Source organism: Mitsuaria chitosanitabida ATCC BAA-476 = NBRC 102408 (assembly GCF_001598255.1).
Classification (GTDB): domain Bacteria; phylum Pseudomonadota; class Gammaproteobacteria; order Burkholderiales; family Burkholderiaceae_C; genus Roseateles; species Roseateles chitosanitabidus.
Window position 1 is genome coordinate 134,756 of the sequence record NZ_BCYP01000010.1, and the last position, 22,538, is coordinate 157,293.

The window sequence follows — 22,538 nt, forward strand, 5'->3', positions numbered from 1 at the left end:
AAGCGGGTCTCGGGGGTCAGGGTGCGCTGGGCACGATGACCTTCAGGCCCTTGAAATAGTCTCGGAAGAAGCCCTGGTCGCGGGTGATCAGGCCCTCGCATTGCAGCATCGCGTGGGCGCCGACCAGGAAGTCGGGCATGGCCTTGGAGCCGGACTCGGACGCGCCCGCGGCGGTCTTGCCGGCGGCCTTCTCGGCCAGGCGCTGCTTGAACTTGCGTTGCATCTCGCCGGCGCGGATGGCGGCGCGCTGGTCGATGGCCAGGAAGCGCAGGCCCATCTCCTCCAGCGCGTCCATCACCTCGGAGCCGTGGCCCAGGCCGGCGGTGACCTCGGTCAGCACGACGTCGCACAGCACCACCGGACCGCTGGACAGCGCCAGCCGCAGGGCGGCCTCGGCCGCGTCGGCGCCGGGCGCGTCGCCCAGGAGGTCGATGAGGACGGAGCTGTCGACGGCGATCATCGGATCAGGCCTCGGACGCCTCGTCGGACGAGCGGCCGCGCAGGTCGCGCATCACGTCGTCGGTGGTGGTGCCCTCGGGCAGCTTGAAGCGGCCGCGGGCGCGGGAGATGGCGTCGTCGACGTTCTTGCGCAGGATGATGCGCGCGCCGTCCAGTTCGACCTTCAGCGTGGTGCCCTTGGTCAGGCCCAGCGCGTCACGGACGGCCTTGGGCAAGGTGATCTGACCTCGTTCGGCGACGGTGGCTTCCATGCTGCGGGCTCCTGACGATCCTGGGAGATTAGGCGACGGCCTTGGCGAATTCATGACCGGTCATGTTCGGTACGGCACCGTGGGTATGACGCGGAAAGTATGCATTGATTGTACGTACTTTCAGTTCGCGAAAGCCAGCGCCGGAGGAGGAAGCCCGACAGCGCCAGTATGGATAGGCCCGGCGAGCCGCCGTCTTTGGCGTCCCGCGGCCGGGCGGATGTCCTTGGCGGCCCGGCGCGGAGGATCGTTCATGAAAAAGCCGCCTCGAGGGCGGCTTCGTCGGTCGGCGCGGGAGCGGCTTACTGCGCGCTCGGCGTGATGCCCAGGCCCTGGCCGGCGGGCGCCGAGGCGGAGCGGGCGGCCTCGATGGCGGCGCGCTGGTCGGGGTTGACGCAGTCGTCGACCAGGCGCTGGCCGGCCTTGACGTCCAGCAGCATGGACTTGTTGGCGATCTGGACCATCAGCGTGCGACCGGTGACGTCCTCCAGGCGCAGCGCGCCCGTGGTCGACAGCACCGGCTTCATCGTCAGCGTTTCCTTCTTGTAGGCCACGTTGATGTAGCCGGCGTGCTTGGCGTCGGGCTCGATCTCGATGGTCTGCTTGAACTCGCACTCGTACTTGCCGAGGTAGGCCTGCTTGGCGGCGGCCAGCTGTTCCTCGTTGGCTTCCGGCAGCGGGGGCGGAGGAGGCGGTGTCTTGGCGGCGGGCTTGCGGCCCTTGGCGGGCGTCGCGGCCTTGGCCTTGGCGGCGGCGGGCTTGGCCGGCGTGCCGTTGGCGGCGGGTTGGGCGGCGGCGATGCCGGCGGTCAGCGTCAGCGCGGCGGCGGCGCCGGACAGGAGGAGGGCGGTCAGTCGCATTCGGGAATGGAGGGTGAGGACCTGAAAAAACACCAGCTCATGCGGGTGCTCGAAAAAGCAAAACGCCGGAGCGCGGCGATGCGCGATTGTCACCGCTCGCGGCAGGCCCGGCGGCGCGAATTAATGTGTCAAAGGGTTGATCGACCCTAGGGCAATCACTGCTTGTGCGCGCCGCGGTGCGCGGCGGGCGCGAAGCGCGTGACCATCGCGTGAAAACGCGATCGGCATGTTCGCGATGCGTCGCTCACAGGGGCGAGGGCTGAGGGGCGAACCAGGCCTGCTCGACCTCCGTCGGCAGGACCTGTCCGGTGCTATGCGCGCGCTGCAGCAGATGCCAGAACAGCCGGTAGCTGGCGCGGTCGTGGAGCATGTCGCGATGCTGGATCGGGCCCCACTGCGCGGCCTGCGCGGCGAGCAGGATCTCGATGGCTTCGTCGATCTCCGCGACGCTGGGCGCGAAGGCGTCGACGATGGGGCGGATCTGATTCGGATGGATGCTCCACATCCGCGTGTAGCCGAACTCGCGCGCGGCGCGCTCGGCGGCGGACTGGATGGCGCGCTCGCTCTTGAACTCGGTGACCACGCAGTGCGAGGGCGTCTTGCCGAAGGCGTGCGCCGCGGCGGCGATCTCGAGCTTGGCGCGGCGCACCAGCGGATGGGTGAACTGGCCCTCGACCGTCAGCGCCGAGCGGGGGATCGCGCCGCGATGGGCGGAGACGAAGTCCATCAGCCCGAAGGACAGTGACTCGATGCGTGGATGCGCGGCGAAGGCCATCGCGTCGCGCAGCGCGCCATGGGTCTCGATCAGGGTGTGCAGCGGGAGCGGCTTGCGGACGTGGTGACGGGCGAGCGCGCCGTCGATGAAGTCGATCGCGCGCTGCAGGTCCGCCAGGCCCTCGGGCTTGGGGATCATGAGATAGGCGAGCTTCTCGCCGCCGCCGGCGATCACGGCCTCGACATCGGCTTCGAACGACGGGTGCGAGACGGGGTGCACCCGCACGCCGACGCGGCCGTGCGCGTTCAAGGCGCCGTTGAGCAGGTGCAGCACCAGCAGCATGTGCTCGGCCTCGCCGCCGACGGGCGCGCCGTCCTCGCAGTCCAGGGTGATGTCGAACACCGGGCCCATCGCGACCTGCAGCTCCAGGCTCTTGATCATGCGGGCCTCGACGCCGCAGTAATGGTCGACCACCGGCAGGACCGTGGGCGCGCGGCCTTCCTCGAAGAGGGCGTCGGCGGGATGGAGGGCGGTGCTCATCGGTGGGGAATGGGTGTCGGGAAAGAAGAAGGGCCGGCCCTCTTGCGAAGGCCGGCCCGTCGAGTGTCGCTCAGCGTGGAGACCCTGCGGGTCTCGGGCTGGGGATCAGAGCAGGTGCTTGACGCCGTTCTGCTCTTCCAGCAGCTCGTTCAGCGTCTTGTTGATGCACTCTTGCGAGAAGGCGTCGATCTCCAGGCCCTGGACGATCTTGTACTCGCCGTTCTCGACGGTCACCGGGTAGCCGAACATGACGTCCTTGGGGATGCCGTACTCGCCGCCCGACGGGATGCCCATCGTGACCCACTTGCCGTTGGTGCCCAGGGCCCAGTCACGCATGTGGTCGATGGCGGCGTTGGCGGCCGAGGCGGCCGACGACAGGCCACGGGCGGCGATGATCGCCGCGCCGCGCTTGCCGACGGTCGGCAGGAAGGTGTTGCGGTTCCACTCTTCGTCGTTGATCAGGTCCTTGACCGACTGGCCGTCGATGGTGGCGTAGCGGTAGTCCGCGTACATCGTCGGCGAGTGGTTGCCCCACACGGCCAGCTTCTCGATGCCGGCGACCGGCTTGCCGGTCTTGGCGGCGATCTGCGAGGCGGCGCGGTTGTGGTCCAGGCGCAGCATGGCGGTGAAGTTCTTGGCCGGCAGGTCCGGGGCCGACTTCATCGCGATGTAGGCGTTGGTGTTGGCCGGGTTGCCGACCACCAGCACGCGCACGTTGCGCGAGGCGACGGCGTTCAGGGCCTTGCCTTGCACCGTGAAGATCTGGGCGTTGGCGGCCAGCAGGTCCGAACGCTCCATGCCCGGGCCGCGCGGACGCGCGCCGACCAGCAGCGCGTAGTCGGTGTCCTTGAAGGCGGTCATCGGATCGCTGTGGGCTTCGATGCCGGCCAGCAGCGGGAAGGCGCAGTCTTCCAGTTCCATGATCACGCCCTTGAGCGCGTTCTGGGCCTTCTCGTCAGGGATCTCCAGCAGCTGCAGGATGACGGGCTGGTCCTTGCCCAGCATCTCGCCGGAAGCGATGCGGAACAGCAGGGCGTAGCCGATCTGGCCGGCGGCGCCGGTGACGGCGACGCGAACGGGTTTCTTGCTCATCAGAGGTCTCCGAGAAGTGCGAGTGAATTGATGCGGGAGGCGCGCTGCGCGCCTGGCGGCGGCAAGTGTAGGCCAGCACGGGCGCGGCACGCATACCGATAGGGTCTTCTTCGCCCACCGGTGCCCGGGACGTCCCTCTAAATCGGCGAGGCTTCCTCTCTGTGGCGGGCGCATTGCGGCAATCTGACACTCTTGTGTCTTATATAAGACTAATCTCCTCGGTCTCCCGGTCGGAAGATGGACGCTGGCGCCGCGTTTGTGCTCGAATGCCGGCCCATGTCGCCCCCCGCCGCCCCGGTCCATCCCGTGACGCCGCTCAATGAGCTGGCGCGCGCCGAGGCCGCGCCGTCGTTCAGCCCGCTGTATCGCCAGATCAAGGGGCTGATCCTCAAGGGCCTGCAGGCCGGGGAGTGGAAGGCGGGCGAGATCATCCCCAGCGAGATGGAGCTGGCCGCGCGCTTCGGTGTCAGCCAGGGCACCGTCCGCAAGGCCGTCGACGAACTGGCCGCCGACAACCTGCTGGTGCGCCGGCAAGGGAAGGGGACCTTCGTCGCCACCCACGCCGAGCAGCAGCAGCAATACCGCTTCCTGAGGCTGACGCCGGAGGGCGACGCGTCCGCGACGCTCGGCCGCCAGCTGCTGGATTGCCGCCGTCAGCGCGCGCCCGCCTGGATCGCCAAGCTGATGCAGCTGCGCGCGGGCGATCCGGTGATCGAGATCCGCCGCCTGCTGCACAGCGACGGCCGGCCGGTGGTGCTCGACGACATCTGGCTGCCCGGTGCGCTCTTCAAGGGTCTGACGACCGAGAGGCTGCTGGAGCATCGCGGACCGTTTTACGGTCTGCTCGAAACCGAATTCGGCGTGCACATGATTCGCGCGCAGGAAAAGATCCGGGCGGTCGCGGCGGACGAAGAATCCGCCGCGCCGCTGCAGGTAGCGCTGGGCAGTCCGCTGCTGAGCGTGGAGCGGCTCTCCTTCACCTACGGCGACAAGCCGGTGGAGTTGCGCCGCGGTCTCTACAACACCTCCCATCACTTCTATCGCAACGACCTGAATTGATTCTTTCGCATGGCCTCGCTGACGTTTTCATGGCACGCCATGAGCGCGATAGGCGAACCAGACACCCTTCCGGGGTGTTGCGTTGCAATAAAATCTTCGGGTTTCACATCCATTACAAGGTCGGACATGACGGACGCCACTCAAGCCACCACGAAGAAACGACCGGTCTACACCAACATCCATGTGACGCAGATCGTGTCGTATCGCCTGCCCCCGGCCGGCATCGTCTCGATCCTGCACCGCATCAGCGGCCTGCTGATGTTCTTCCTGCTCCCCTTCGTGATCTGGATGTTCGACACCAGCCTCACGTCGGAGATCTCGTACGAGACCTTCACCGCCGCTTTCGTGTCCGGCATTGGCTTCCTGCCCGGCTGGTTCATCAAGCTGGTGGCACTGGCGCTGATCTGGGGCTACCTGCACCACTTCATCGCCGGCGTGCGTCACCTGTACATGGACGCGACGCATAGCGTGAGCAAGGAATTCGGCAAGAGCAGCGCCGTCGCGACGCTGGTGCTGAGCGTCGTGCTGACCCTGGCGCTGGGCGCCAAGCTGTTCGGCCTGTATTGATTCCGCCGCGATCGCGCGGCCGGCAGGCCGCTCGATCGGGGATGAATTCCGACGATTGACCCAAGAGGCAAATCAACAATGACAACCTACGGAAGCAAGCGCATCGTCACCGGTGCGCATTACGGCCTGCGCGACTGGATGGCGCAACGCGCCACCGCGCTGCTCATGGCGCTGTTCACCATCGTGCTGCTCGCGCAAGTGCTGTTCACCAGCCAGCCGATCGGCTACGACCTGTGGGCGGGCATCTTCAGCAAGCAATGGATGAAGTTCCTGACCTTCGCGCTGATCGTCTCGCTGGGCTATCACGCCTGGGTCGGCGTGCGCGACATCTGGATGGATTACGTGAAACCGGTGGGCCTGCGTCTGGCGCTGCATGTGTTCACGCTGGTGTGGTTGACGGGTTGCGCGGGTTGGGCGATCCAAGTGCTCTGGAGGCTGTAAGAAATGCAAAACGGAACCTCGCTGCCCAAGCGTAAATTCGACGTCGTCATCGTGGGAGCCGGCGGCTCCGGCATGCGCGCCTCGCTCCAGCTGTCGCTGGCCGGGCTGAACGTCGCCGTCCTGTCCAAGGTCTTCCCGACCCGCTCGCACACCGTGGCCGCTCAAGGCGGCATCGGCGCCAGCCTGGGCAACATGTCGGAAGACAACTGGCACTACCACTTCTACGACACCGTCAAGGGCTCGGACTGGCTGGGTGACCAGGACGCCATCGAGTTCATGTGCCGTGAGGCGCCCAAGGTCGTCTACGAGCTCGAGCACTTCGGCATGCCGTTCGACCGCAACCCGGACGGCACGATCTACCAGCGTCCGTTCGGCGGCCACACGGCCAACTACGGCGAGAAGCCGGTCCAGCGCGCCTGCGCCGCGGCCGACCGCACCGGCCACGCGCTGCTGCACACGCTGTACCAGCAGAACGTCAAGGCCCGCACCAACTTCTTCGTGGAGTGGATGGCGCTGGACCTGATCCGCGACGCCGACGGCGACGTGGTCGGCGTGACCGCGCTGGAAATGGAAACGGGCGACGTCCACATCCTGGAAGCCAAGACCGTGCTGCTGGCCACCGGTGGTGCCGGCCGCATCTTCGCCGCCTCGACCAACGCGTTCATCAACACCGGCGACGGCCTGGGCATGGCGGCGCGCGCCGGCATCCCGCTGCAGGACATGGAGTTCTGGCAGTTCCACCCGACCGGCGTGGCCGGCGCGGGCGTGCTGCTGACCGAAGGCTGCCGCGGCGAGGGCGCGATCCTGCGCAACGCCAACGGCGAGCGCTTCATGGAGCGCTACGCCCCGACGCTGAAGGACCTGGCGCCGCGTGACTTCGTCTCGCGCTGTATGGACCAGGAGATCAAGGAAGGTCGCGGCTGCGGTCCCAACAAGGACTACGTCGTGCTGGACATGACCCACCTGGGTGGCGACACCATCGCCAAGCGCCTGCCCTCGGTGCTGGAGATCGGCCACAACTTCGCCAACGTCGACATCACGAAGGAACCCATCCCCGTCGTGCCGACCATCCATTACCAGATGGGTGGCATCCCGACCAACATCCACGGCCAGGTCGTGGTGCAGAAGGGCGACGATCACAAGAGCGTGGTCAACGGCCTGTACGCGGTGGGCGAGTGCTCCTGCGTGTCGGTGCACGGCGCCAACCGTCTGGGCACCAACTCGCTGCTGGACCTGGTGGTCTTCGGCCGCGCCGCGGGCAACCACATCGTCGAGGCGCACAAGGCCTTCAAGGCCGCGGGCGTCGCCCACAAGCCGCTGCCCAAGGACGCCGCCGACAAGACGCTGGCGCGCCTGGCGCGTCTGGAGTCCAACACCGGCGGTGAATACGCGCAGCAGGTCGCCGACGACCTGCGCGCCGCGATGCAGTCGCACGCTGGCGTGTTCCGCACCAGCAAGCTGCTGGACGAGGGCGTCGTCGCCATCGCCGCCATCCGCGAGCGGGTCAAGAACATCACGCTGAAGGACAAGTCCAAGGTCTTCAACACCGCGCGTGTCGAGGCCCTGGAAGTGGACAACCTGATCGAGGCCGCGCAGGCCACGATCGTGTCCGCCGCCGCCCGCAAGGAATGCCGTGGCGCCCACACCGTGAACGACTTCGAGCGCAGCGCGGACGATGCGGAGTTCCCGCTGGGCCGCAACGACAAGGAATGGATGAAGCACACCCTGTGGCATTCCGAGTCCAACAGCCTGACCTACAAGCCGGTCAATCTGCAACCGCTGACCGTCGACAGCGTCCCCCCGAAGGTCCGTACCTTCTGATCGGCCGCAGGAGCATCCAGAAATGATCAAGCGCACTTTCAAGATCTACCGCTACGACCCGGACAAGGACGCCAAGCCGTACATGCAGACCATCGAGCTCGAGCTCGCGGGCAACGAACGCATGCTGCTGGACGCCTTGCTCAAGCTCAAGGTGGTCGATCCGTCGCTGTCCTTCCGTCGCTCGTGCCGCGAAGGCGTGTGCGGCTCGGACGCGATGAACATCAACGGCAAGAACGGTCTGGCCTGCCTGACCAACCTGCGCTCGCTGCCGGACGTGATCGTCCTGAAGCCGCTGCCGGGTCTGCCCGTCGTCCGCGACCTGATCGTGGACATGACGCAGTTCTTCAAGCAGTACAACTCGATCCGCCCGTTCCTGGTGAACGAGGAAGCGCCGCCCGAGAAGGAGCGCCTGCAGTCCCCCGAGGAGCGCGAAGAGCTCAACGGCCTGTACGAGTGCATCCTGTGCGCGAGCTGCTCGACGAGCTGCCCCAGCTTCTGGTGGAACCCCGACAAGTTCGTCGGTCCCGCCGGCCTGCTGCAGGCCTACCGCTTCATCGCCGACAGCCGCGACCAGGCCACCTCGGAGCGCCTCGACAACCTCGAGGACCCGTACCGTCTGTTCCGCTGCCACACCATCATGAACTGCGTCGACGTCTGCCCGAAGGGTCTGAACCCGACGAAGGCGATCGGCAAGATCAAGGAACTGATGGTGCGTCGCGCCGTCTGAGGACGCGGTCCGCATCAGCATTCGCACCGGCAGTACGCGCATGAGTCACGCCTCGCCCGACAACCTCGTTTCCGAGAGGGATCTCTCCAAGCTTCGGTGGCGCTGCCGCCGTGGTCTGCTGGAGAATGACCTCTTCATCGAGCGCTTCTTCCAGCGGCACGAAACTCGGCTCACCGAGTTCCACGCGGAAGGGCTGCGGCAGTTGATGGACCTGTCCGACAACGACCTGCTCGACCTGATGCTGGCTCGCAAGGAGCCGGCGGACGACCTGGATCGGCCCGACGTGCATGCCGTGCTCGCGCTGCTGCGGACCCAGTAAACAAGAAACCCCCGAAGTCATAAGGAATGCCCATGACCCCGTCTGACGTCAAAGCCACCCTGTCGTTCTCCGATGGCAGCCCGCAAATCGATCTCCCGCTGTACAAGGGCACGATCGGTCCGGATGTCATCGACATCCGCAAGCTGTATGGCCAGACGGGCAAGTTCACCTACGACCCGGGCTTCCTGTCGACCGCCTCGTGCAACTCGACCATCACCTACATCGACGGCGACAAGGGCGAGCTGCTGTACCGCGGCTACCCGATCGAGCAGCTGGCGGTGAACTGCGACTACCTCGAGACCTGCTACCTGCTGCTGTACGGGGAGCTGCCCAACCCGTCGCAGAAGGAAGAGTTCGTCAACCGCGTGACCAACCACACGATGGTCAACGAGCAGATGCAGTTCTTCCTGCGCGGTTTCCGTCGCGACGCCCACCCGATGGCCGTCATGACGGGCCTGGTGGGCGCGATGTCGGCCTTCTATCACGACAGCACCGACATCAATAACCCCGAGCACCGCGAGATCGCCGCGATCCGTCTGATCGCGAAGATGCCGACGCTGGTGGCGATGGCCTACAAGTACACGATCGGCCAGCCCTACATCTATCCGAAGAACGACCTCTCGTACGCCGGCAACTTCATGCGCATGATGTTCGCCACGCCCTGCGAGGAGTACAAGCCCAACGACGTGCTGGTCCGCGCGATGGACCGCATCTTCACGCTGCACGCCGACCACGAGCAGAACGCCTCGACCTCGACCGTGCGTCTGTGCGGCTCGTCGGGCACGAACCCGTTCGCCGCGATCGCGGCCGGCGTGGCCTGCCTGTGGGGCCCGGCGCACGGCGGCGCCAACGAAGCCGCGCTGAACATGCTGGAAGACATCCAGCGCAACGGCGGCGTGGCCAAGATCGGCGAGTTCATCAAGCAGGTGAAGGACAAGAACAGCGGCGTCAAGCTGATGGGCTTCGGTCACCGCGTCTACAAGAACTACGATCCGCGCGCCAAGCTGATGCGCGAGACCTGCCATGAAGTCCTGAACGAGCTGGGTCTGCACAACGACCCGATGTTCAAGCTGGCCATGGAGCTGGAGAAGATCGCGCTGGAAGACGAATACTTCGTCGCCCGCAAGCTGTACCCGAACGTCGACTTCTACTCCGGCATCGTGCAGCGCGCGATCGGCATCCCGGTTCCGCTGTTCACCGCGATCTTCGCGCTGGCCCGCACGGTCGGCTGGATCGCCCAGCTGAACGAGATGATCGGCGACCCCGAGTACAAGATCGGCCGCCCGCGTCAGCTCTTCGTCGGCGCCACCCCGCGCGACGTCAAGCCGATCGCCCAGCGCTGATCGACCTGAGATCGGGCCGCTTGCGCGGTCCGATGCCGAGAAGCCCCTGGCCGCAAGGCGCAGGGGCTTTTTCACATGGGTGCTGTGTGAGTCGCGACCCGCGGCGACGGTGCGGAGCAGAGACCGAGTGCGGTCCGTGGCGATGGTCGACCGGCGTCTGAATATTTGATGCGCGACCTCCGCCCGGAGGGGGAATGCATCACCGATCAGGTATGCTCTGCAAACGTTTGCAAACGATCGAATCCGCCAGTTTGGCACGAGACAAGGACCGAATCTACCGATGAGCACCATCAAGGATGTGGCCGCTTTGGCGGGGGTGTCCTTCACCACGGTCTCCCACGTGCTGAACAACACCCGGCCGGTGAGCGCCGAGGCCCGTGCCCGCGTGCTGGCCGCCGTCGACGAGATCGGCTATCTGCCCAGCGCCGTCGCCCGCTCCCTGCGTCGCAGCGAGACCAAGATCGTCGGCGTCCTTGTCCCCAACGTCCGCAACCCCTTCTTTGCCGAGCTCGTCGTCGGCGTCGAGGAGTGGTGCCGGCAGGCCGGGTACTCGGTCTTTCTCTGCAACTCGGACAACGAACCCAAGCATCAGCAGGCCTATCTGCGCACGCTGCTCGAGAAGCGCATCGACGGCCTGCTGCTGAGCTCCGCCGGCGACACCGAGGCGCTGGCCGGCACCTTCCGCCACGCGAGCGTCCCCGTCGTCACCGTCGACCGCCTGGTGCCCGGCGCGCGCGCGGACCGCGTCAGCGTCAACAACCAGCTGGGCGCCTTCGAGGTGGTGCGCCATCTGCTCGAGCTGGGCCATCGCCGCATCGGCTGCGTCAGCGGCCCGGCGGAATTCGAGGTCACCACCGAACGCGTCGCCGGCTGGCGCAACGCGCTGAGCCAGCGCGGCCTGCAGGCCCGCGAGGAGTGGCTGGCCGAGAGCGACTTCAGCACCGCCGGCGGCTACGAGGCCGTCAAGGCGCTGCTGAAGCGGCAACCCGAGCTGACCGCCATCTTCACCTGCAACGACCTGATGGGCATGGGCGCGCTGCGTGCCGCGGCGGAGATGGGGCTCAGCGTCCCGCGCCAGCTCTCGGTCGTGGGCTTCGACGCGATCGAGCTCGGCAGCTATGTCTATCCCGCGCTGACCAGCGTGGGCTGCTCGATCCGCGACCTGGGCCGCGAGGCCGGCCGCGCGCTGATCGAGCGTATCGAGAATCCCCAGGCGCCCTTCAAGGACCTGCAACTCGTGCCGCACGTGGTGCTGCGCGAGAGCACCGCGGCGCCGTCGTCCCCGGAGACTGCATGACTTCAGCATCGGCTCCCGCCACCGTCGTGGTGGTGGGCAGCATCAACATGGACCTCGTGGCGCACGCCGCGCGCCTGCCCGCGCCGGGTGAAACCCTGATCGGCGAGTCCTTCGCCGGCACGCCCGGCGGCAAGGGCGGCAACCAGGCGGTGGCCGCGTCGCGGCTGGGCGCCGAGGTCGCGATCATCGGCCGCATCGGCATGCGCCAGCACGGCCAGGACCTGATCGCCGCGCTGCAGGCCGAGCGCGTGCGCACGGACGCCGTCCGCCGCGATGAGCGCGCCTGGCCCGGCGTGGCCGTGATCATGGTCGCCAGCGAGGGCGGCGAGAACGCCATCGTCGTCGTCCCCGGCAGCAACGCCGATCTGGACACGGGCGACGTGGAGCAGGGCGGGGCGCTGCTGCGTCAGGCCAAGGTGGTCGTCGCGCAGTTGGAGGTGCCGGTGCCGGCCGTCCAGCGCGCCTTCGAGATCGCCCGGGAAGCCGGCGTGACCACCGTGCTGAACGCCGCGCCCGCGCAGGAGCTGCCGGCCGCGCTGCTCGCGCTGAGCGACTGGCTGATCGTCAACGAGACCGAGGCCCTGCAACTGGCCCGCGACGTCCAGCTGGCCGGCGACGCCTGCGAGCTCGACATCGCCCGCGCGACCGCCAAGGAGCTGCGCGCGCGGGGGCCGCGTCATGTGCTGGTCACGATCGGCGGCGCCGGCGCCTGGCTGCTGTGCGACGCGCATCCCGAAGGGCTGCATCTGGTCGCCCCCCGCGTCGACGCGGTGGATACAGTCGGTGCCGGCGACACGCTGGTGGGCGGACTCGCCGTTGGTCTGGCCGAGGGCCTGGTGCCGGCGCGCGCCGTCGCGCTGGGCCAGTCGGCCGCGGCGCTGTCGGTCAGCCGCTCCGGCGTGCAGCAAGCGATGCCGCACCGCTCCGAGCTGCCGGACCTGCCCGAGCTCCATGCGCTGACGGCTCTGGCCGAGCAAGCCGCCGCCGCTCAAACGGCCGCCGCAGGCAAGGCCTGACCCCGGTGCGCGCGTCCGCGATGTCGTGGAGGCGCGCTTCGATCAACGATCTCTGACCCTGGACGCAGTATCCCCATGGACAGCACCCGCATCCCCGTCATCTTCGACACGGACCCCGGCATCGACGACGCGCTCGCGCTCGCGCTGCTGGCGAGCCACCCGCGCTTCGACCTGCTGGCCGTGACCTCGGCCTTCGGCAACGCGTCGGTCGACATCACCACCCGCAACGCGCAAGGTCTGGCCGCGCTGTATCGCAAGGACATCCCGGTCGCCCGCGGCGCCGAGGGCCCGCTGCGCGACGAGCGCCGCCGCGAGCACGCCACCCACGTCCATGGCGACGACGGCATCGGCGGCCTGAGCGCCCAGCTGCCCGCGCCGACGCGCCCGCTGGACCCCCGTCCCGCGGACCAGCTGCTGTGCGACCTGGTCAACGAGCGACCGGGCGAGATCACGCTCGTCGCCGTCGGCCCGTTCACCAACCTGGCCCTCGCGCTCCAGCGCGACCCGTCGATCGCCGCGAAGGTGAAGGGCGTGATCGTGATGGGCGGCGCCTTCGGCCTGCGCGGCCACGGCGGCAACGTCAGCCCGGTGGCCGAGGCCAACATCATGGCCGACCCCGAGGCCGCCGATCGGGTCTTCACCGCGCCCTGGCCGGTGACCATCGTCGGTCTGGACGTGACGCAGGAAGCGATCATGCGCGAGGCCGACCTGGCCAAGCTGCAGGGGCGCGGCGATGGCGCCGGCGATCTGCTGTGGCAGGCCACGCGGCACTACCAGCGCTTCTACGACGAGCGCGACGGCATCGGCGGCATCTACGCCCACGACGCCAGCGCCGCGGCCATCCTGCTGGTGCCGGAGGCCTTCACGCTGCGCCGCGGTCCGGTGCGCGTGGTGCTGGAGGGCATCGCCACCGGCCAGACCATCCAGGACTGGCGCAACGAGCACGGCAGCGGCACCGCCTGGAGCGGCCACCCGGCGCAGCAGGTCTGCGTCGAGGTCGACGCGCCGCGCGTGCTGGCCCTGTTCGACGAGATCTTCTGACCGAGATCCACTGACCGCCGCCCGAGGCGACCGGTCCGCGCGGAGCGTCCCCGCGACGGCGCCTTCGAGAATCAAGACAATGCACGACGCGCCGCGCGGCGCGTTCAAGGAGAACCCGAGATGACGACCCAAGCCGTGAAGCTGCTGTTGCCCCGTTGGCTGATCACCATGACCCCGGACAGCCCGGTGCTGGAGAACCACGCCCTGGCCATCGAGGGTGAGCGCATCGCCGCCGTGCTGCCTCGCGAGGAGGCGCTGCAGCGCTATGCCAGCGCCGAGCGCGTCGAGCTGCCGCACCACGTGCTGATTCCCGGCCTGATCAACGCGCACACGCACTCGGCGATGTCGCTGCTGCGCGGCGTGGCCGACGACCTGGCGCTGATGGACTGGCTGAACAACCACATCTGGCCGCTGGAGCGCCAGTGGGTCAGCGAGGACTGGACCTACACCGGCTCGCTGCTGTCGGCGGCCGAGGCCATCCGCGGCGGCGTGACCTACCTGAACGACATGTACTTCTTCCCCACCGCGATGGCTCGCGCCGCGGTGGACAGCGGCATCCGCGCCGGCGTGTCGATCAACGTCATCGACTTCCCCACCGGCTACGCCGCCAATGCCCAGGACTACATCGCCAAGGGCCTGGCCGCCTATGAGCAGTTCAAGGGCGAGAAGCTGTTGGACTGGACCAGCGCGCCGCATGCGCCGTACACGGTCTCCGACGAGACCTTCGTCCAGCTGCGCGAGCTGTCCGAGAAGTACGACCTGCAGATGCACTGCCACATCCACGAGACGCAGGACGAGATCGACGGCAGCATCAAGCAGTACGGGGAGCGTCCGCTGGCGCGCCTGCACAAGCTGGGCCTGCTCAACGCGAAGATGATCGCGGTGCACATGGTCCACCTGAACGACGCGGAGATCGACCTCGTCGCGAAGCAGGGCGTGCACCTGGTCCACAACCCCAGCTCCAACCTGAAGCTCGCCTCGGGCGTGGCGCCGGTCAAGGCGCTGGAAGCCGCCGGCGTGAACACCATCCTGGGCACGGACGGCGCGGCCTCCAACAACCGCCAGGACATGTTCAGCGAGATCCGCGCCGCGGCGCTGCTGGCCAAGGGCGTGACGGGCGATCCGCTGACCGTGTCCGCGCGCACCGCGCTGGAGATGGCCACCGTGCGCGCCGCCAAGGCCATGGGCCGCGCCAGCGACCTGGGCACGCTGGAGGCCGGCAAGCTGGCCGACGTCGTCGCCGTGGCGCTGGATTCGATCGAATGCCAGCCCGTCTATCACGCCGACGCGCAGCTCGTTTATGTCGCCGGCCGTGAACATGTCACGGACGTGTGGGTGGGCGGTCGCCAGCTGCTGGCAAATCGCAACGTTGTGACCATCGACACCTCGGGATTGCTGGGTCGCGTGCAGGACATCGTCGCTAAGATGCGCGCCGGGCGCTGAGCCCCCCTGAACGTGGGGGTGCCGGCGCCGTGGCGCCGGCGTCCTCGCGACCGCCGGCTGGCAGGAGACAGTGCCGGCGCGACTCAACCCGCCGGCGGGATACAACAGCATGAACACCCCTTCCTGGAGCCGGCGCCTGGGCGCCTCCTTCGCCGTCGCCGCGGCGGCCATGAGCCTGAGCGGCGCCGCCCACGCGGACATCCTGATCGGCCAGACGGCCGGCTTCACCGGCCAGGTGGCCGCCAGCGTCAAGGAACTGACGCTCGGCGCGAAGCTCTACATCGACAAGGTCAACGCCAATGGCGGCGTCAACGGCCAGAAGATCGACCTGGTGTCGATGGACGACGGCTTCGAGCCCAAGCGCGCCGCGGCCAACGCCCAGACCTTGATCGACAAGGGCGCCGTGGCGATGTTCCTGACCCGCGGCACGCCGCACACGCAGGCCGTGATGCCGCTGCTGGAGAAGGCGCAGGTGCCGCTGGTGGCCCCGTCCACCGGCGCGATGCTGCTGCACAAGCCGGTCAACCCGTATGTCTTCAACGTCCGCTCGACGTATCAGCGCGAGGCCGAGCGGGCCGTGCAGCTGCTGCTGGAGATGGGCAACACCCGCATCGCCCTGGTGCAGGTCAACGACACCTTCGGCGCCGACGGCGTGACCGGCGCGATGAACGGCTTCAACGGCCGCAACGTCAAGCCGCTGGTGCACCTGACCTATGACCGCGAGAAGCCGGACATCCCCGGCGTGGTCAAGAAGCTGATCGCGGCGGACCCGCAGGTCGTGCTGCTGGTGGCCTCGCAGCAGATCACCTCGGACACGATCAACGCGCTGCGCGCGGCGGGTTCGCGCATCCTGGGCGCGACGCTGTCCAACAACGCGTCCAACGGCTTCGTGCAGCTGCTGGGCCAGAACGCCGCCGGCGTGATCGTCTCGCAGGTCTTCCCCAGCGAGCGCAGCAACAACATCCCGATGGTGCGCGAGCTCGGCGACCTGGTGAAGGCCAAGCCCGCCGAGTCCGGCGGCCAGGTCACGCCCGCGATGATGGAAGGCTTCGCCTCGGCCAAGGTGCTGGTGGAGGCGCTCAAGCGCGCGGGCAAGGACACCACGCGCGCCGGGGTGCTCAAGGCGCTGAACGGCATGTCCAAGTACGACCTGGGCGGCATGGAGCTGGGCTACAGCCCGACGGACCACACCGGCACCAACTACGCGGACATCGCCATCATCGACCCGCGCGGCCGCTTCCTGCGCTGATGCGGCGGGCCATCGCCGGCGTCGGGAGGCGTCCGGCGGTGCGCTCAGGCACCACGATCCGCCGGGTAAACCCGGTGCGATGAGCGGTGCTGGCTAGAATGGCGGGCTCACGCCGCGGCGACGCGCGGCGCAACCCCCCGGGATCCCATGGCCAGCACCCAAACCCCCAAGCATCTGATTCACTTCGAGGGGGGCAATGCCCTCTCGTCCTTCCGGGCCGCGGCGCTGCTGGCGCGACTGCAGGCCGTCAGCGACCGCGTCACCGCGGTCCATGCGCGCCACGTGCACTGGGTCTGGACCGATTCGGCCCCCGGGGCGGAGCAGGGCGCCAAGCTGCAATCGCTGCTCGACTACGGCGACCGCTATGAAGGCCCGGCCGAGGGCGCGCTGATCGTCGTCGCCCCGCGACTGGGCACGCTGAGCCCCTGGGCCTCCAAGGCCACCGACATCGCCCACAACTGCGGCCTGGACATCCACCGCGTGGAGCGGGTCACCGAATTCCGCCTGACGCTCAAGACCGGCCTGCTGGGCGGCCTGACCGGTGGCGCCAAGCCGCTGTCGCAGGACGAGCTGCTGGCCTGCGCCGAGCTGCTGCACGACCGCATGACCGAGAGCGTACTGTTCTCGCGCGCGGACGCGGCCCACCTCTTCGACGACAAGCAGGCCCAGCCGCTGGCCCACGTGGACGTGATCGGCCGCGGCCGCGTCGCGCTGGACGAGGCCAACGGCGCCTGGGGCCTGGCGATGTCGGAGGACGAGATCGTCTATCTGGACGACGCCTTCCGCAAGCTGGGCCGCAACCCCAGCGATGTCGAGCTCATGATGTTCGCGCAGGCCAACAGCGAGCACTGCCGTCACAAGATCTTCAACGCCCAGTTCACCATCGACGGCGAGGCGCAGCCGCTGTCGCTGTTCGGCATGATCCGCAACACCGAGAAGCTCTCGCCGCAGCACACGGTGATCGCCTACTCGGACAACGCCGCGGTGATGGAAGGCCACGCGATCGAGCGCTGGATCCCGGCCGGCGACCGCCGCGCCCCGAAGTACGAGGCCCGTGCCGAGACCGCGCACGTGCTGATGAAGGTCGAGACGCACAACCACCCGACGGCCATCTCCCCGCACCCGGGCGCCTCCACCGGCGCCGGCGGCGAGATTCGCGACGAGGGTGCGACCGGCCGCGGCTCCAAGCCCAAGGCCGGCCTGACCGGCTTCTCGGTCTCCAACCTGCACCTGCCCGGCCTGAGCGAGCCCTGGGAACAGAACCCCGTCGGCAAGCCGGCGCACATCGCCAGCCCGCTGCAGATCATGACCGAGGGCCCGCTGGGCGGCGCCGCGTTCAACAACGAGTTCGGCCGTCCGAATCTGGGCGGCTACTTCCGCGTCTACGAGCAGGACGTCGACGGCATCCGCCGCGGCTATCACAAGCCCATCATGATCGCCGGCGGCCTGGGCGCGATCCGCTCGGACCTGACCAAGAAGATCGAGTTCCCCGCGGGCTCGCTGCTGATCCAGCTGGGCGGCCCCGGCATGCGCATCGGCATGGGCGGCAGCGCGGCCAGCTCCATGGCGGCGGGCACCAACACGGCCGACCTGGACTTCGACTCGGTCCAGCGCGGCAACCCCGAGATCCAGCGCCGTGCGCAGGAGGTCATCAACCACTGCTGGGGCCTGGCCGAGCGCAACCCCATCCTGGCGGTGCATGACGTCGGCGCGGGCGGCATCTCCAACGCCTTCCCGGAACTGGTGAACGACGCCGGCCGGGGCGCGACCTTCGACCTGAGCCGGGTCCCGCTCGAGGAGAGCGGGCTGGCCCCGAAGGAGATCTGGTGCAACGAGAGCCAGGAGCGCTACGTCCTGGCGATCGCCCCGGAGAGCCTGGAGCTCTTCAAGTCCATGTGCGAGCGCGAGCGCTGCCCGTTCGCGGTCGTCGGCGTGACGACCGAGCACCGCGAGCTGGTGCTGGAGGACGGCCCGCGGGGCGAGCGCGCCATCGACATGCCGATGGACGTGCTGCTGGGCAAGCCGCCCAAGATGCATCGCGAGGTGACGCGCGTGGCCCGCTCGGGCGGCGCGCTGTCGCTGGACGGCGTCGAGCTGGCCACGGCCGCTCGCACCGTGCTGCGTCACCCGACGGTGGCCTCCAAGCGCTTCCTGATCAGCATCGGCGACCGTACCGTGGGCGGCCTGAACCACCGCGACCAGATGGTCGGTCCGTGGCAGATCCCGGTGGCCGACTGCGCGGTCACGCTGGCCGACTTCAAGGGCTTCGCCGGCGAGGCGATGAGCATGGGCGAGCGCACGCCGCTGGCCTCGGTCGACGGTCCCGCCTCCGGCCGCATGGCGGTCGGCGAGGCCATCACCAACCTGCTGGCCGCGCCCATCGAGCTGGCGCGGGTGAAGCTGTCCGCCAACTGGATGGCCGCCTGCGGCGAAGCCGGCGAGGACGCCGCGCTGTACGACACGGTCAAGGCCGTGGGCATGGAACTGTGCCCGGCGCTGGGCATCTCGATCCCGGTGGGCAAGGATTCGCTGTCCATGCGCACGCGCTGGACCGACGAGGGCCAGACCAGGCAGGTGACGGCGCCGGTGTCGCTGATCGTCACGGCCTTCGCCTCGCTGAGCGACGTGCGCGGCACGCTGACGCCGCAGCTGCAGGACGGTGACACCACGCTGATCCTGGTAGACCTGGGCGAGGGCCGCATGCGCATGGGCGGCTCCATCCTGGCGCAGACGCTGAACCAGTTCGGCCCCAGCGTGCCGGACCTGGACAACCCCGCGCTGCTGAAGTCGCTGGTCGACGCGGTCAACGACCTGCGCGGCCAGGGCAAGCTGCTGGCGTACCACGACCGCAGCGACGGCGGCCTGTTCGCGGCCGCGATGGAGATGGCCTTCGCGGGCCAGCGCGGCGTGAGCCTGAACGTCGACATGCTGGTCACCGAAGGGGACGGCATCAGCGACAGCCGCGCCGAGATGGGCGACTCCAAGAACTGGGCCGCGCAGGTCAGCGGCCGCCGCGACGAGCTGACGCTCAAGGCGCTGTTCAACGAGGAGCTGGGCGCGGTGCTGCAGGTCGCCACCGGTGACCGCGACGCGGTGCTGCAGACGCTGCGCGCGCACGGTCTGTCCAAGCTGAGCCACGTGGTCGGCAAGACCAACGAGACCCGGCAGGCGGAAGTCTGGCGCGACGCCAAGAAGGTCTTCGCCGCATCGCTGAACGCGCTGCAGGAGGAGTGGGACCAGGTCTCGTGGCGCATCGCCCGCGACCGCGACAACCCCGCCTGCGCGGACCAGGAGCACGCGCTGGCGGTGACGCCGGACGCGGGCCTGCACTGGCTGCCCAGCTTCGACGTCAAGGACGACGTGGCCGCCCCGTACATCGCCAGCGGCGTGCGTCCGAAGGTCGCGATCCTGCGCGAGCAGGGCGTGAACTCGCATGTCGAGATGTCCTACGCGATGGCGCAGGCCGGCTTCGACGCGTACGACGTGCACATGAGCGACCTGCAGGCCGGCGCGGTCGATCTGAAGGACTTCAAGGGCTTCGTGGCCTGCGGCGGCTTCAGCTACGGCGACACGCTGGGCGCGGGCGAGGGCTGGGCGCGGTCGATCCTGTTCAACCCGGTGCTGAAGGCGGCCTTCGAGGCCTTCTTCGCGCGATCCGACAGCTTCGCGCTGGGCGTGTGCAACGGCTGCCAGATGCTGGCGGCGCTGTCGCCCATGATCCCGGGCGCGCAGCACTGGCCCAAGTTCGTCCGCAACCGCAGCGAGCAGTTCGAGGCCCGTCTGGCGCAGGTCGAGATCGTCGAGTCGCCGAGCATCTTCTTCACCGGGATGGCCGGCAGCCGCCTGCCCATCGCGGTCGCGCACGGCGAGGGCTTCGCGGACTTCTCGCAGCGCGGCGACCCGTCGCAGGTGCTGCGCGCGATGCGCTATGTCGACGGCAAGGGCCAGCCGACCGAGCAGTACCCGCTGAACCCGAACGGCAGCCCGCAGGGCCTGACCGCGGTGACCACGGCCGATGGCCGCTTCACCGCGCTGATGCCGCATCCGGAGCGCGTGTTCCGCAACGTGCAGATGAGCTGGACCGGCGGCGACAAGGGCGAGTTCAGCCCCTGGATGCGCATGTTCCGCAACGCGCGGAAGTGGGTGGGCTGATCCCGGGCGCGTGAAGGCGGCCCTTGCGGCGCCCGTGGCTGACCAAAGTCAACGGCCACGGCGCCCGAGTGCTTCTACAGTGGCGTGGTCACAAGCAAGGACCTCGACCTCATGGCCACTGCCGTCGCCTCCCGCCTCTACGCCGAACACCAGGGCGCTGTCCACGATCCCATGCGCTTCGCCGGTCAGCCGGTGATTCCACGCCCCTCGGACAACGCCATCCAATGCGCCGAGCTGGTCAAGGAGCTGGCGGGTGCGCCGCGTACCCAGCCGGACAACTGGAAGAAGGGCATGGCGCTGACTCCCGCGGTCGTGGCGTCGCTGACGCTGGGGACGCCGATCGCCAGCGGCTGGGACGCCCGCGGCTTCTATCCCAACGGGAACACCGGTCAGCACTCCGGCATCTACGCGGGCGTGGTGCTGGACAAGAAGTCCAACGAGGTGATCGGTTTCAAGATCATCGAGCAGTACCGCGGCCTCCTGCGCATCCAGGCGCGTGAGGTCTACTTCGATCCGGCCGCGCACGGGAAAGCGTCCAGCTACCTGAACAACGGCCTTGGCTACGCGACGATCCAATGGTGAGCACGCTTCTTCATGCCGCGCGCCGACGCGCGATGGGTGGCGCCGTCCTCGCGGCGCTGGGCCTGAGCGCCGGCGTGGCGATGGCCGCGCCGGAACCCTTCAGCTGCCCGGCGCAGATCGCCGGCACGGCGCAGACGGCCCAGGACGTGCCCGCGGGCTGGCAGTCCGTCGTCGACCAACCCGTGGCCGTGCACGTGCTGCAGGGCTTCCGGATCAACCTGGGTCCGCTGGACACCGCCGATGGCGACGTGCCCGACGACACGGTGGAGAAGGGGGACGGCAAGGGCGGCAAGCGGGAGACGACCACCTGGAAGCTGGCCGGCAAACGCGGCGCGTATGCCGTCTGCCAGTACGCCGCGACCAAGCTGGTGCTCGCGCGGCCGCTCGACGGCTACACGCAATGCACCCTGGTCAATCACCGTCGGCGCGAGGGCGTGTACCGCCTGGAGTCGGCCGGCTGCCAGTGAGCCGGCGGGCCTGAGCCCCGCGGCCGCGGCCGTCGCCCCCTGACGGCGACGGGCAGCGAAGGCCAGCGGCCGTGAACCTCAGGCCTTCGCTGCCGCGACGCCCGCGAGCAGTTCGTACGAGCGCTTGCGCGCCGCCGCGTCGTGCACCGCGCAGGCGACGATGAACTCGTCGGCGCCGGTGCGTTCGAACGTGGCCTCGAGTCCTTCACGCACGGTGCGCGGCGACCCGACGATGGACTCCGCCAGCATGCGTTCCACCGCGAGCTTCTCTCCCGCGGTCCACCGCGCGTCCATGTCGTCCACCGGCCGCGGCAGCGGTCCCCGTTGCCCGCGCTGCATGCCCAGGAATCGCTGCTGCAGCGAGGTGAACAGCTTCAGCGCCTCGGCGTCCGTATCGGCCACGATGACGTTGAGCCCGACCATCGCATGCGGCTTCGGATGCTTCACGCTGGGCCGGTACTGCGCCCGATAGATCTCCAGCGCCTGCATCAGCATGGCCGGCGCGAAGTGCGACGCGAACGCGAAGGGCAGGCCCAGGTAGGCCGCCAGCTGCGCCCCGTAGAGGCTGGATCCCAGCAGCCAGATCGGCACTTCGGTGCCTTGACCGGGGATGGCGCGCACGACCTGACCCTCCTGCTCGTGCGCGAGGTAGGCGGTCAGCTCCAGCACGTCCTCGGGGAAGCGATCCTCGTGCGCGGTCGACAGATGACGGCGCAGCGCGCGCATCGTCGGCCCGTCGGTGCCGGGCGCGCGGCCCAGGCCCAGGTCGATGCGTCCCGGGAACAGCGTGGCCAGCGTGCCGAACTGCTCGGCGATGGTCAGCGGCGCGTGGTTGGGCAGCATGATGCCGCCCGAGCCGACGCGGATGGTCTCCGTCGCGCCCGCGATCTGCCCGATCAGCACGGCCGTCGCGGAGGACGCGACCCCGTCCATGTTGTGATGCTCGGCGACCCAGTAGCGCTGGTAGCCGAGGCGCTCGGCATGCTGGGCCAGCGCGATGCTGTCGCGCAGCGCCTGCGCGGCGGTGCTGTCCTCGACGATGGGCGCGAGGTCGAGGACGCTCAGCGGGGGAAGGGGCGTTCGTTCGGTCATGGCGGCGC

General features: G+C 68.7%; 21 protein-coding genes. 15 read left to right on the forward strand and 6 right to left on the reverse strand.

Annotated features, from left to right (window positions below; genetic code table 11):
* Positions 1–16: 16 nt before the first annotated feature.
* The 5 genes from MCHT01_RS06620 to MCHT01_RS06640 all read right to left on the reverse strand — a co-directional run bounded on the left by MCHT01_RS06620 (position 17) and on the right by MCHT01_RS06640 (position 3,914).
* Positions 17–460 carry a type II toxin-antitoxin system VapC family toxin gene (locus tag MCHT01_RS06620; RefSeq protein WP_067063944.1) on the reverse strand — a complete coding sequence of 148 codons (444 nt, stop codon included), beginning with the start codon at positions 458–460 and terminating at the stop codon, positions 17–19.
* Positions 461–464: 4 nt separating this feature from the next.
* Positions 465–710, reverse strand: coding sequence for an AbrB/MazE/SpoVT family DNA-binding domain-containing protein (locus tag MCHT01_RS06625; protein WP_067063946.1), 246 nt, complete (start codon positions 708–710; stop codon positions 465–467).
* Positions 711–1,009: 299 nt separating this feature from the next.
* Positions 1,010–1,567 (reverse strand): hypothetical protein, encoded by a 558-nt coding sequence (locus MCHT01_RS06630; RefSeq protein WP_067063949.1) that lies wholly within the window; start codon positions 1,565–1,567, stop codon positions 1,010–1,012.
* Positions 1,568–1,811: 244 nt separating this feature from the next.
* Positions 1,812–2,822 carry an HpcH/HpaI aldolase/citrate lyase family protein gene (locus tag MCHT01_RS06635; RefSeq protein WP_067063951.1) on the reverse strand — a complete coding sequence of 337 codons (1,011 nt, stop codon included), beginning with the start codon at positions 2,820–2,822 and terminating at the stop codon, positions 1,812–1,814.
* 105 nt (positions 2,823–2,927) lie between these two features.
* Positions 2,928–3,914: a malate dehydrogenase gene (locus MCHT01_RS06640; protein ID WP_067063953.1), complete on the reverse strand. Its 987-nt coding sequence runs from the start codon at positions 3,912–3,914 to the stop codon at positions 2,928–2,930.
* Between the two features lie 276 nt (positions 3,915–4,190).
* Between MCHT01_RS06640 and MCHT01_RS06645 the strand changes: the two genes are divergently transcribed.
* The 15 genes from MCHT01_RS06645 (at position 4,191) to MCHT01_RS06715 (ending at position 21,438) form a co-directional block, all read left to right on the forward strand.
* Positions 4,191–4,973 (forward strand): GntR family transcriptional regulator, encoded by a 783-nt coding sequence (locus tag MCHT01_RS06645; RefSeq protein WP_067063956.1) that lies wholly within the window; start codon positions 4,191–4,193, stop codon positions 4,971–4,973.
* A 126-nt stretch (positions 4,974–5,099) separates the two neighbouring features.
* Positions 5,100–5,540, forward strand: coding sequence for a succinate dehydrogenase, cytochrome b556 subunit (sdhC, locus tag MCHT01_RS06650; protein ID WP_067063957.1), 441 nt, complete (start codon positions 5,100–5,102; stop codon positions 5,538–5,540).
* Between the two features lie 78 nt (positions 5,541–5,618).
* Positions 5,619–5,981, forward strand: coding sequence for a succinate dehydrogenase, hydrophobic membrane anchor protein (gene sdhD / locus MCHT01_RS06655; RefSeq protein ID WP_067063960.1), 363 nt, complete (start codon positions 5,619–5,621; stop codon positions 5,979–5,981).
* Between the two features lie 3 nt (positions 5,982–5,984).
* The gene (sdhA, locus tag MCHT01_RS06660) at positions 5,985–7,802 is read left to right on the forward strand and encodes a succinate dehydrogenase flavoprotein subunit (protein WP_067063962.1); all 1,818 of its coding nucleotides are present in this window, start codon (positions 5,985–5,987) and stop codon (positions 7,800–7,802) included.
* A 22-nt stretch (positions 7,803–7,824) separates the two neighbouring features.
* A complete protein-coding gene (locus MCHT01_RS06665) occupies positions 7,825–8,529 on the forward strand; it encodes a succinate dehydrogenase iron-sulfur subunit (protein WP_067063965.1) in 705 nt (234 codons plus the stop codon).
* Between the two features lie 40 nt (positions 8,530–8,569).
* Positions 8,570–8,848, forward strand: coding sequence for an FAD assembly factor SdhE (locus MCHT01_RS06670; protein WP_067063968.1), 279 nt, complete (start codon positions 8,570–8,572; stop codon positions 8,846–8,848).
* 32 nt (positions 8,849–8,880) lie between these two features.
* On the forward strand, positions 8,881–10,191 hold the full coding sequence (gene gltA / locus MCHT01_RS06675) for a citrate synthase (RefSeq protein WP_067063969.1): 1,311 nt from the start codon (positions 8,881–8,883) through the stop codon (positions 10,189–10,191).
* Between the two features lie 280 nt (positions 10,192–10,471).
* Entirely contained in the window at positions 10,472–11,488 is a 1,017-nt protein-coding gene (locus MCHT01_RS06680; protein WP_067063972.1) for a LacI family DNA-binding transcriptional regulator, read from the forward strand.
* Entirely contained in the window at positions 11,485–12,504 is a 1,020-nt protein-coding gene (locus MCHT01_RS06685; RefSeq protein WP_084452039.1) for a ribokinase, read from the forward strand. The genes MCHT01_RS06680 and MCHT01_RS06685 overlap by 4 nt, the downstream gene beginning before the upstream one ends.
* 75 nt (positions 12,505–12,579) lie before the next feature.
* Positions 12,580–13,545 carry a nucleoside hydrolase gene (locus MCHT01_RS06690; protein WP_067063976.1) on the forward strand — a complete coding sequence of 322 codons (966 nt, stop codon included), beginning with the start codon at positions 12,580–12,582 and terminating at the stop codon, positions 13,543–13,545.
* Positions 13,546–13,665: 120 nt separating this feature from the next.
* Entirely contained in the window at positions 13,666–14,988 is a 1,323-nt protein-coding gene (locus tag MCHT01_RS06695; protein WP_067063978.1) for a TRZ/ATZ family hydrolase, read from the forward strand.
* Between the two features lie 109 nt (positions 14,989–15,097).
* Entirely contained in the window at positions 15,098–16,237 is a 1,140-nt protein-coding gene (locus tag MCHT01_RS06700) for an ABC transporter substrate-binding protein (protein ID WP_067063980.1), read from the forward strand.
* 147 nt (positions 16,238–16,384) lie between these two features.
* Positions 16,385–20,389 (forward strand): phosphoribosylformylglycinamidine synthase, encoded by a 4,005-nt coding sequence (gene purL / locus MCHT01_RS06705; protein ID WP_067063983.1) that lies wholly within the window; start codon positions 16,385–16,387, stop codon positions 20,387–20,389.
* A gap of 111 nt (positions 20,390–20,500) precedes the next feature.
* Entirely contained in the window at positions 20,501–20,971 is a 471-nt protein-coding gene (locus tag MCHT01_RS06710; protein WP_067063985.1) for a BPSL0067 family protein, read from the forward strand.
* On the forward strand, positions 20,968–21,438 hold the full coding sequence (locus tag MCHT01_RS06715) for an STY0301 family protein (protein WP_148661426.1): 471 nt from the start codon (positions 20,968–20,970) through the stop codon (positions 21,436–21,438). Before MCHT01_RS06710 ends, MCHT01_RS06715 begins: the two co-directional genes overlap by 4 nt.
* 78 nt (positions 21,439–21,516) lie before the next feature.
* Here the strand turns inward: MCHT01_RS06715 and MCHT01_RS06720 are convergent, their stop codons facing one another.
* Complete coding sequence (locus MCHT01_RS06720; protein ID WP_067063988.1) at positions 21,517–22,530, reverse strand: LLM class flavin-dependent oxidoreductase; 1,014 nt, start codon at positions 22,528–22,530, stop codon at positions 21,517–21,519.
* Positions 22,531–22,538: the final 8 nt, after the last annotated feature.

Coding starts and splice junctions, on each gene's coding strand:
- MCHT01_RS06640 (WP_067063953.1), bottom strand. CDS start 3,914: ATGAGCAAGAAACCCGTTCGCGTCGCCGTCACCGGCGCCGCCGGCCAG.
- gltA (WP_067063969.1), top strand. CDS start 8,881: ATGACCCCGTCTGACGTCAAAGCCACCCTGTCGTTCTCCGATGGCAGC.
- MCHT01_RS06690 (WP_067063976.1), top strand. CDS start 12,580: ATGGACAGCACCCGCATCCCCGTCATCTTCGACACGGACCCCGGCATC.
- MCHT01_RS06670 (WP_067063968.1), top strand. CDS start 8,570: ATGAGTCACGCCTCGCCCGACAACCTCGTTTCCGAGAGGGATCTCTCC.
- sdhC (WP_067063957.1), top strand. CDS start 5,100: ATGACGGACGCCACTCAAGCCACCACGAAGAAACGACCGGTCTACACC.
- MCHT01_RS06685 (WP_084452039.1), top strand. CDS start 11,485: ATGACTTCAGCATCGGCTCCCGCCACCGTCGTGGTGGTGGGCAGCATC.
- MCHT01_RS06720 (WP_067063988.1), bottom strand. CDS start 22,530: ATGACCGAACGAACGCCCCTTCCCCCGCTGAGCGTCCTCGACCTCGCG.
- MCHT01_RS06620 (WP_067063944.1), bottom strand. CDS start 460: ATGATCGCCGTCGACAGCTCCGTCCTCATCGACCTCCTGGGCGACGCG.
- sdhD (WP_067063960.1), top strand. CDS start 5,619: ATGACAACCTACGGAAGCAAGCGCATCGTCACCGGTGCGCATTACGGC.
- MCHT01_RS06665 (WP_067063965.1), top strand. CDS start 7,825: ATGATCAAGCGCACTTTCAAGATCTACCGCTACGACCCGGACAAGGAC.
- MCHT01_RS06710 (WP_067063985.1), top strand. CDS start 20,501: ATGGCCACTGCCGTCGCCTCCCGCCTCTACGCCGAACACCAGGGCGCT.
- MCHT01_RS06645 (WP_067063956.1), top strand. CDS start 4,191: ATGTCGCCCCCCGCCGCCCCGGTCCATCCCGTGACGCCGCTCAATGAG.
- MCHT01_RS06680 (WP_067063972.1), top strand. CDS start 10,472: ATGAGCACCATCAAGGATGTGGCCGCTTTGGCGGGGGTGTCCTTCACC.
- MCHT01_RS06635 (WP_067063951.1), bottom strand. CDS start 2,822: ATGAGCACCGCCCTCCATCCCGCCGACGCCCTCTTCGAGGAAGGCCGC.
- MCHT01_RS06695 (WP_067063978.1), top strand. CDS start 13,666: ATGACGACCCAAGCCGTGAAGCTGCTGTTGCCCCGTTGGCTGATCACC.
- MCHT01_RS06630 (WP_067063949.1), bottom strand. CDS start 1,567: ATGCGACTGACCGCCCTCCTCCTGTCCGGCGCCGCCGCCGCGCTGACG.
- sdhA (WP_067063962.1), top strand. CDS start 5,985: ATGCAAAACGGAACCTCGCTGCCCAAGCGTAAATTCGACGTCGTCATC.
- MCHT01_RS06625 (WP_067063946.1), bottom strand. CDS start 710: ATGGAAGCCACCGTCGCCGAACGAGGTCAGATCACCTTGCCCAAGGCC.
- purL (WP_067063983.1), top strand. CDS start 16,385: ATGGCCAGCACCCAAACCCCCAAGCATCTGATTCACTTCGAGGGGGGC.
- MCHT01_RS06700 (WP_067063980.1), top strand. CDS start 15,098: ATGAACACCCCTTCCTGGAGCCGGCGCCTGGGCGCCTCCTTCGCCGTC.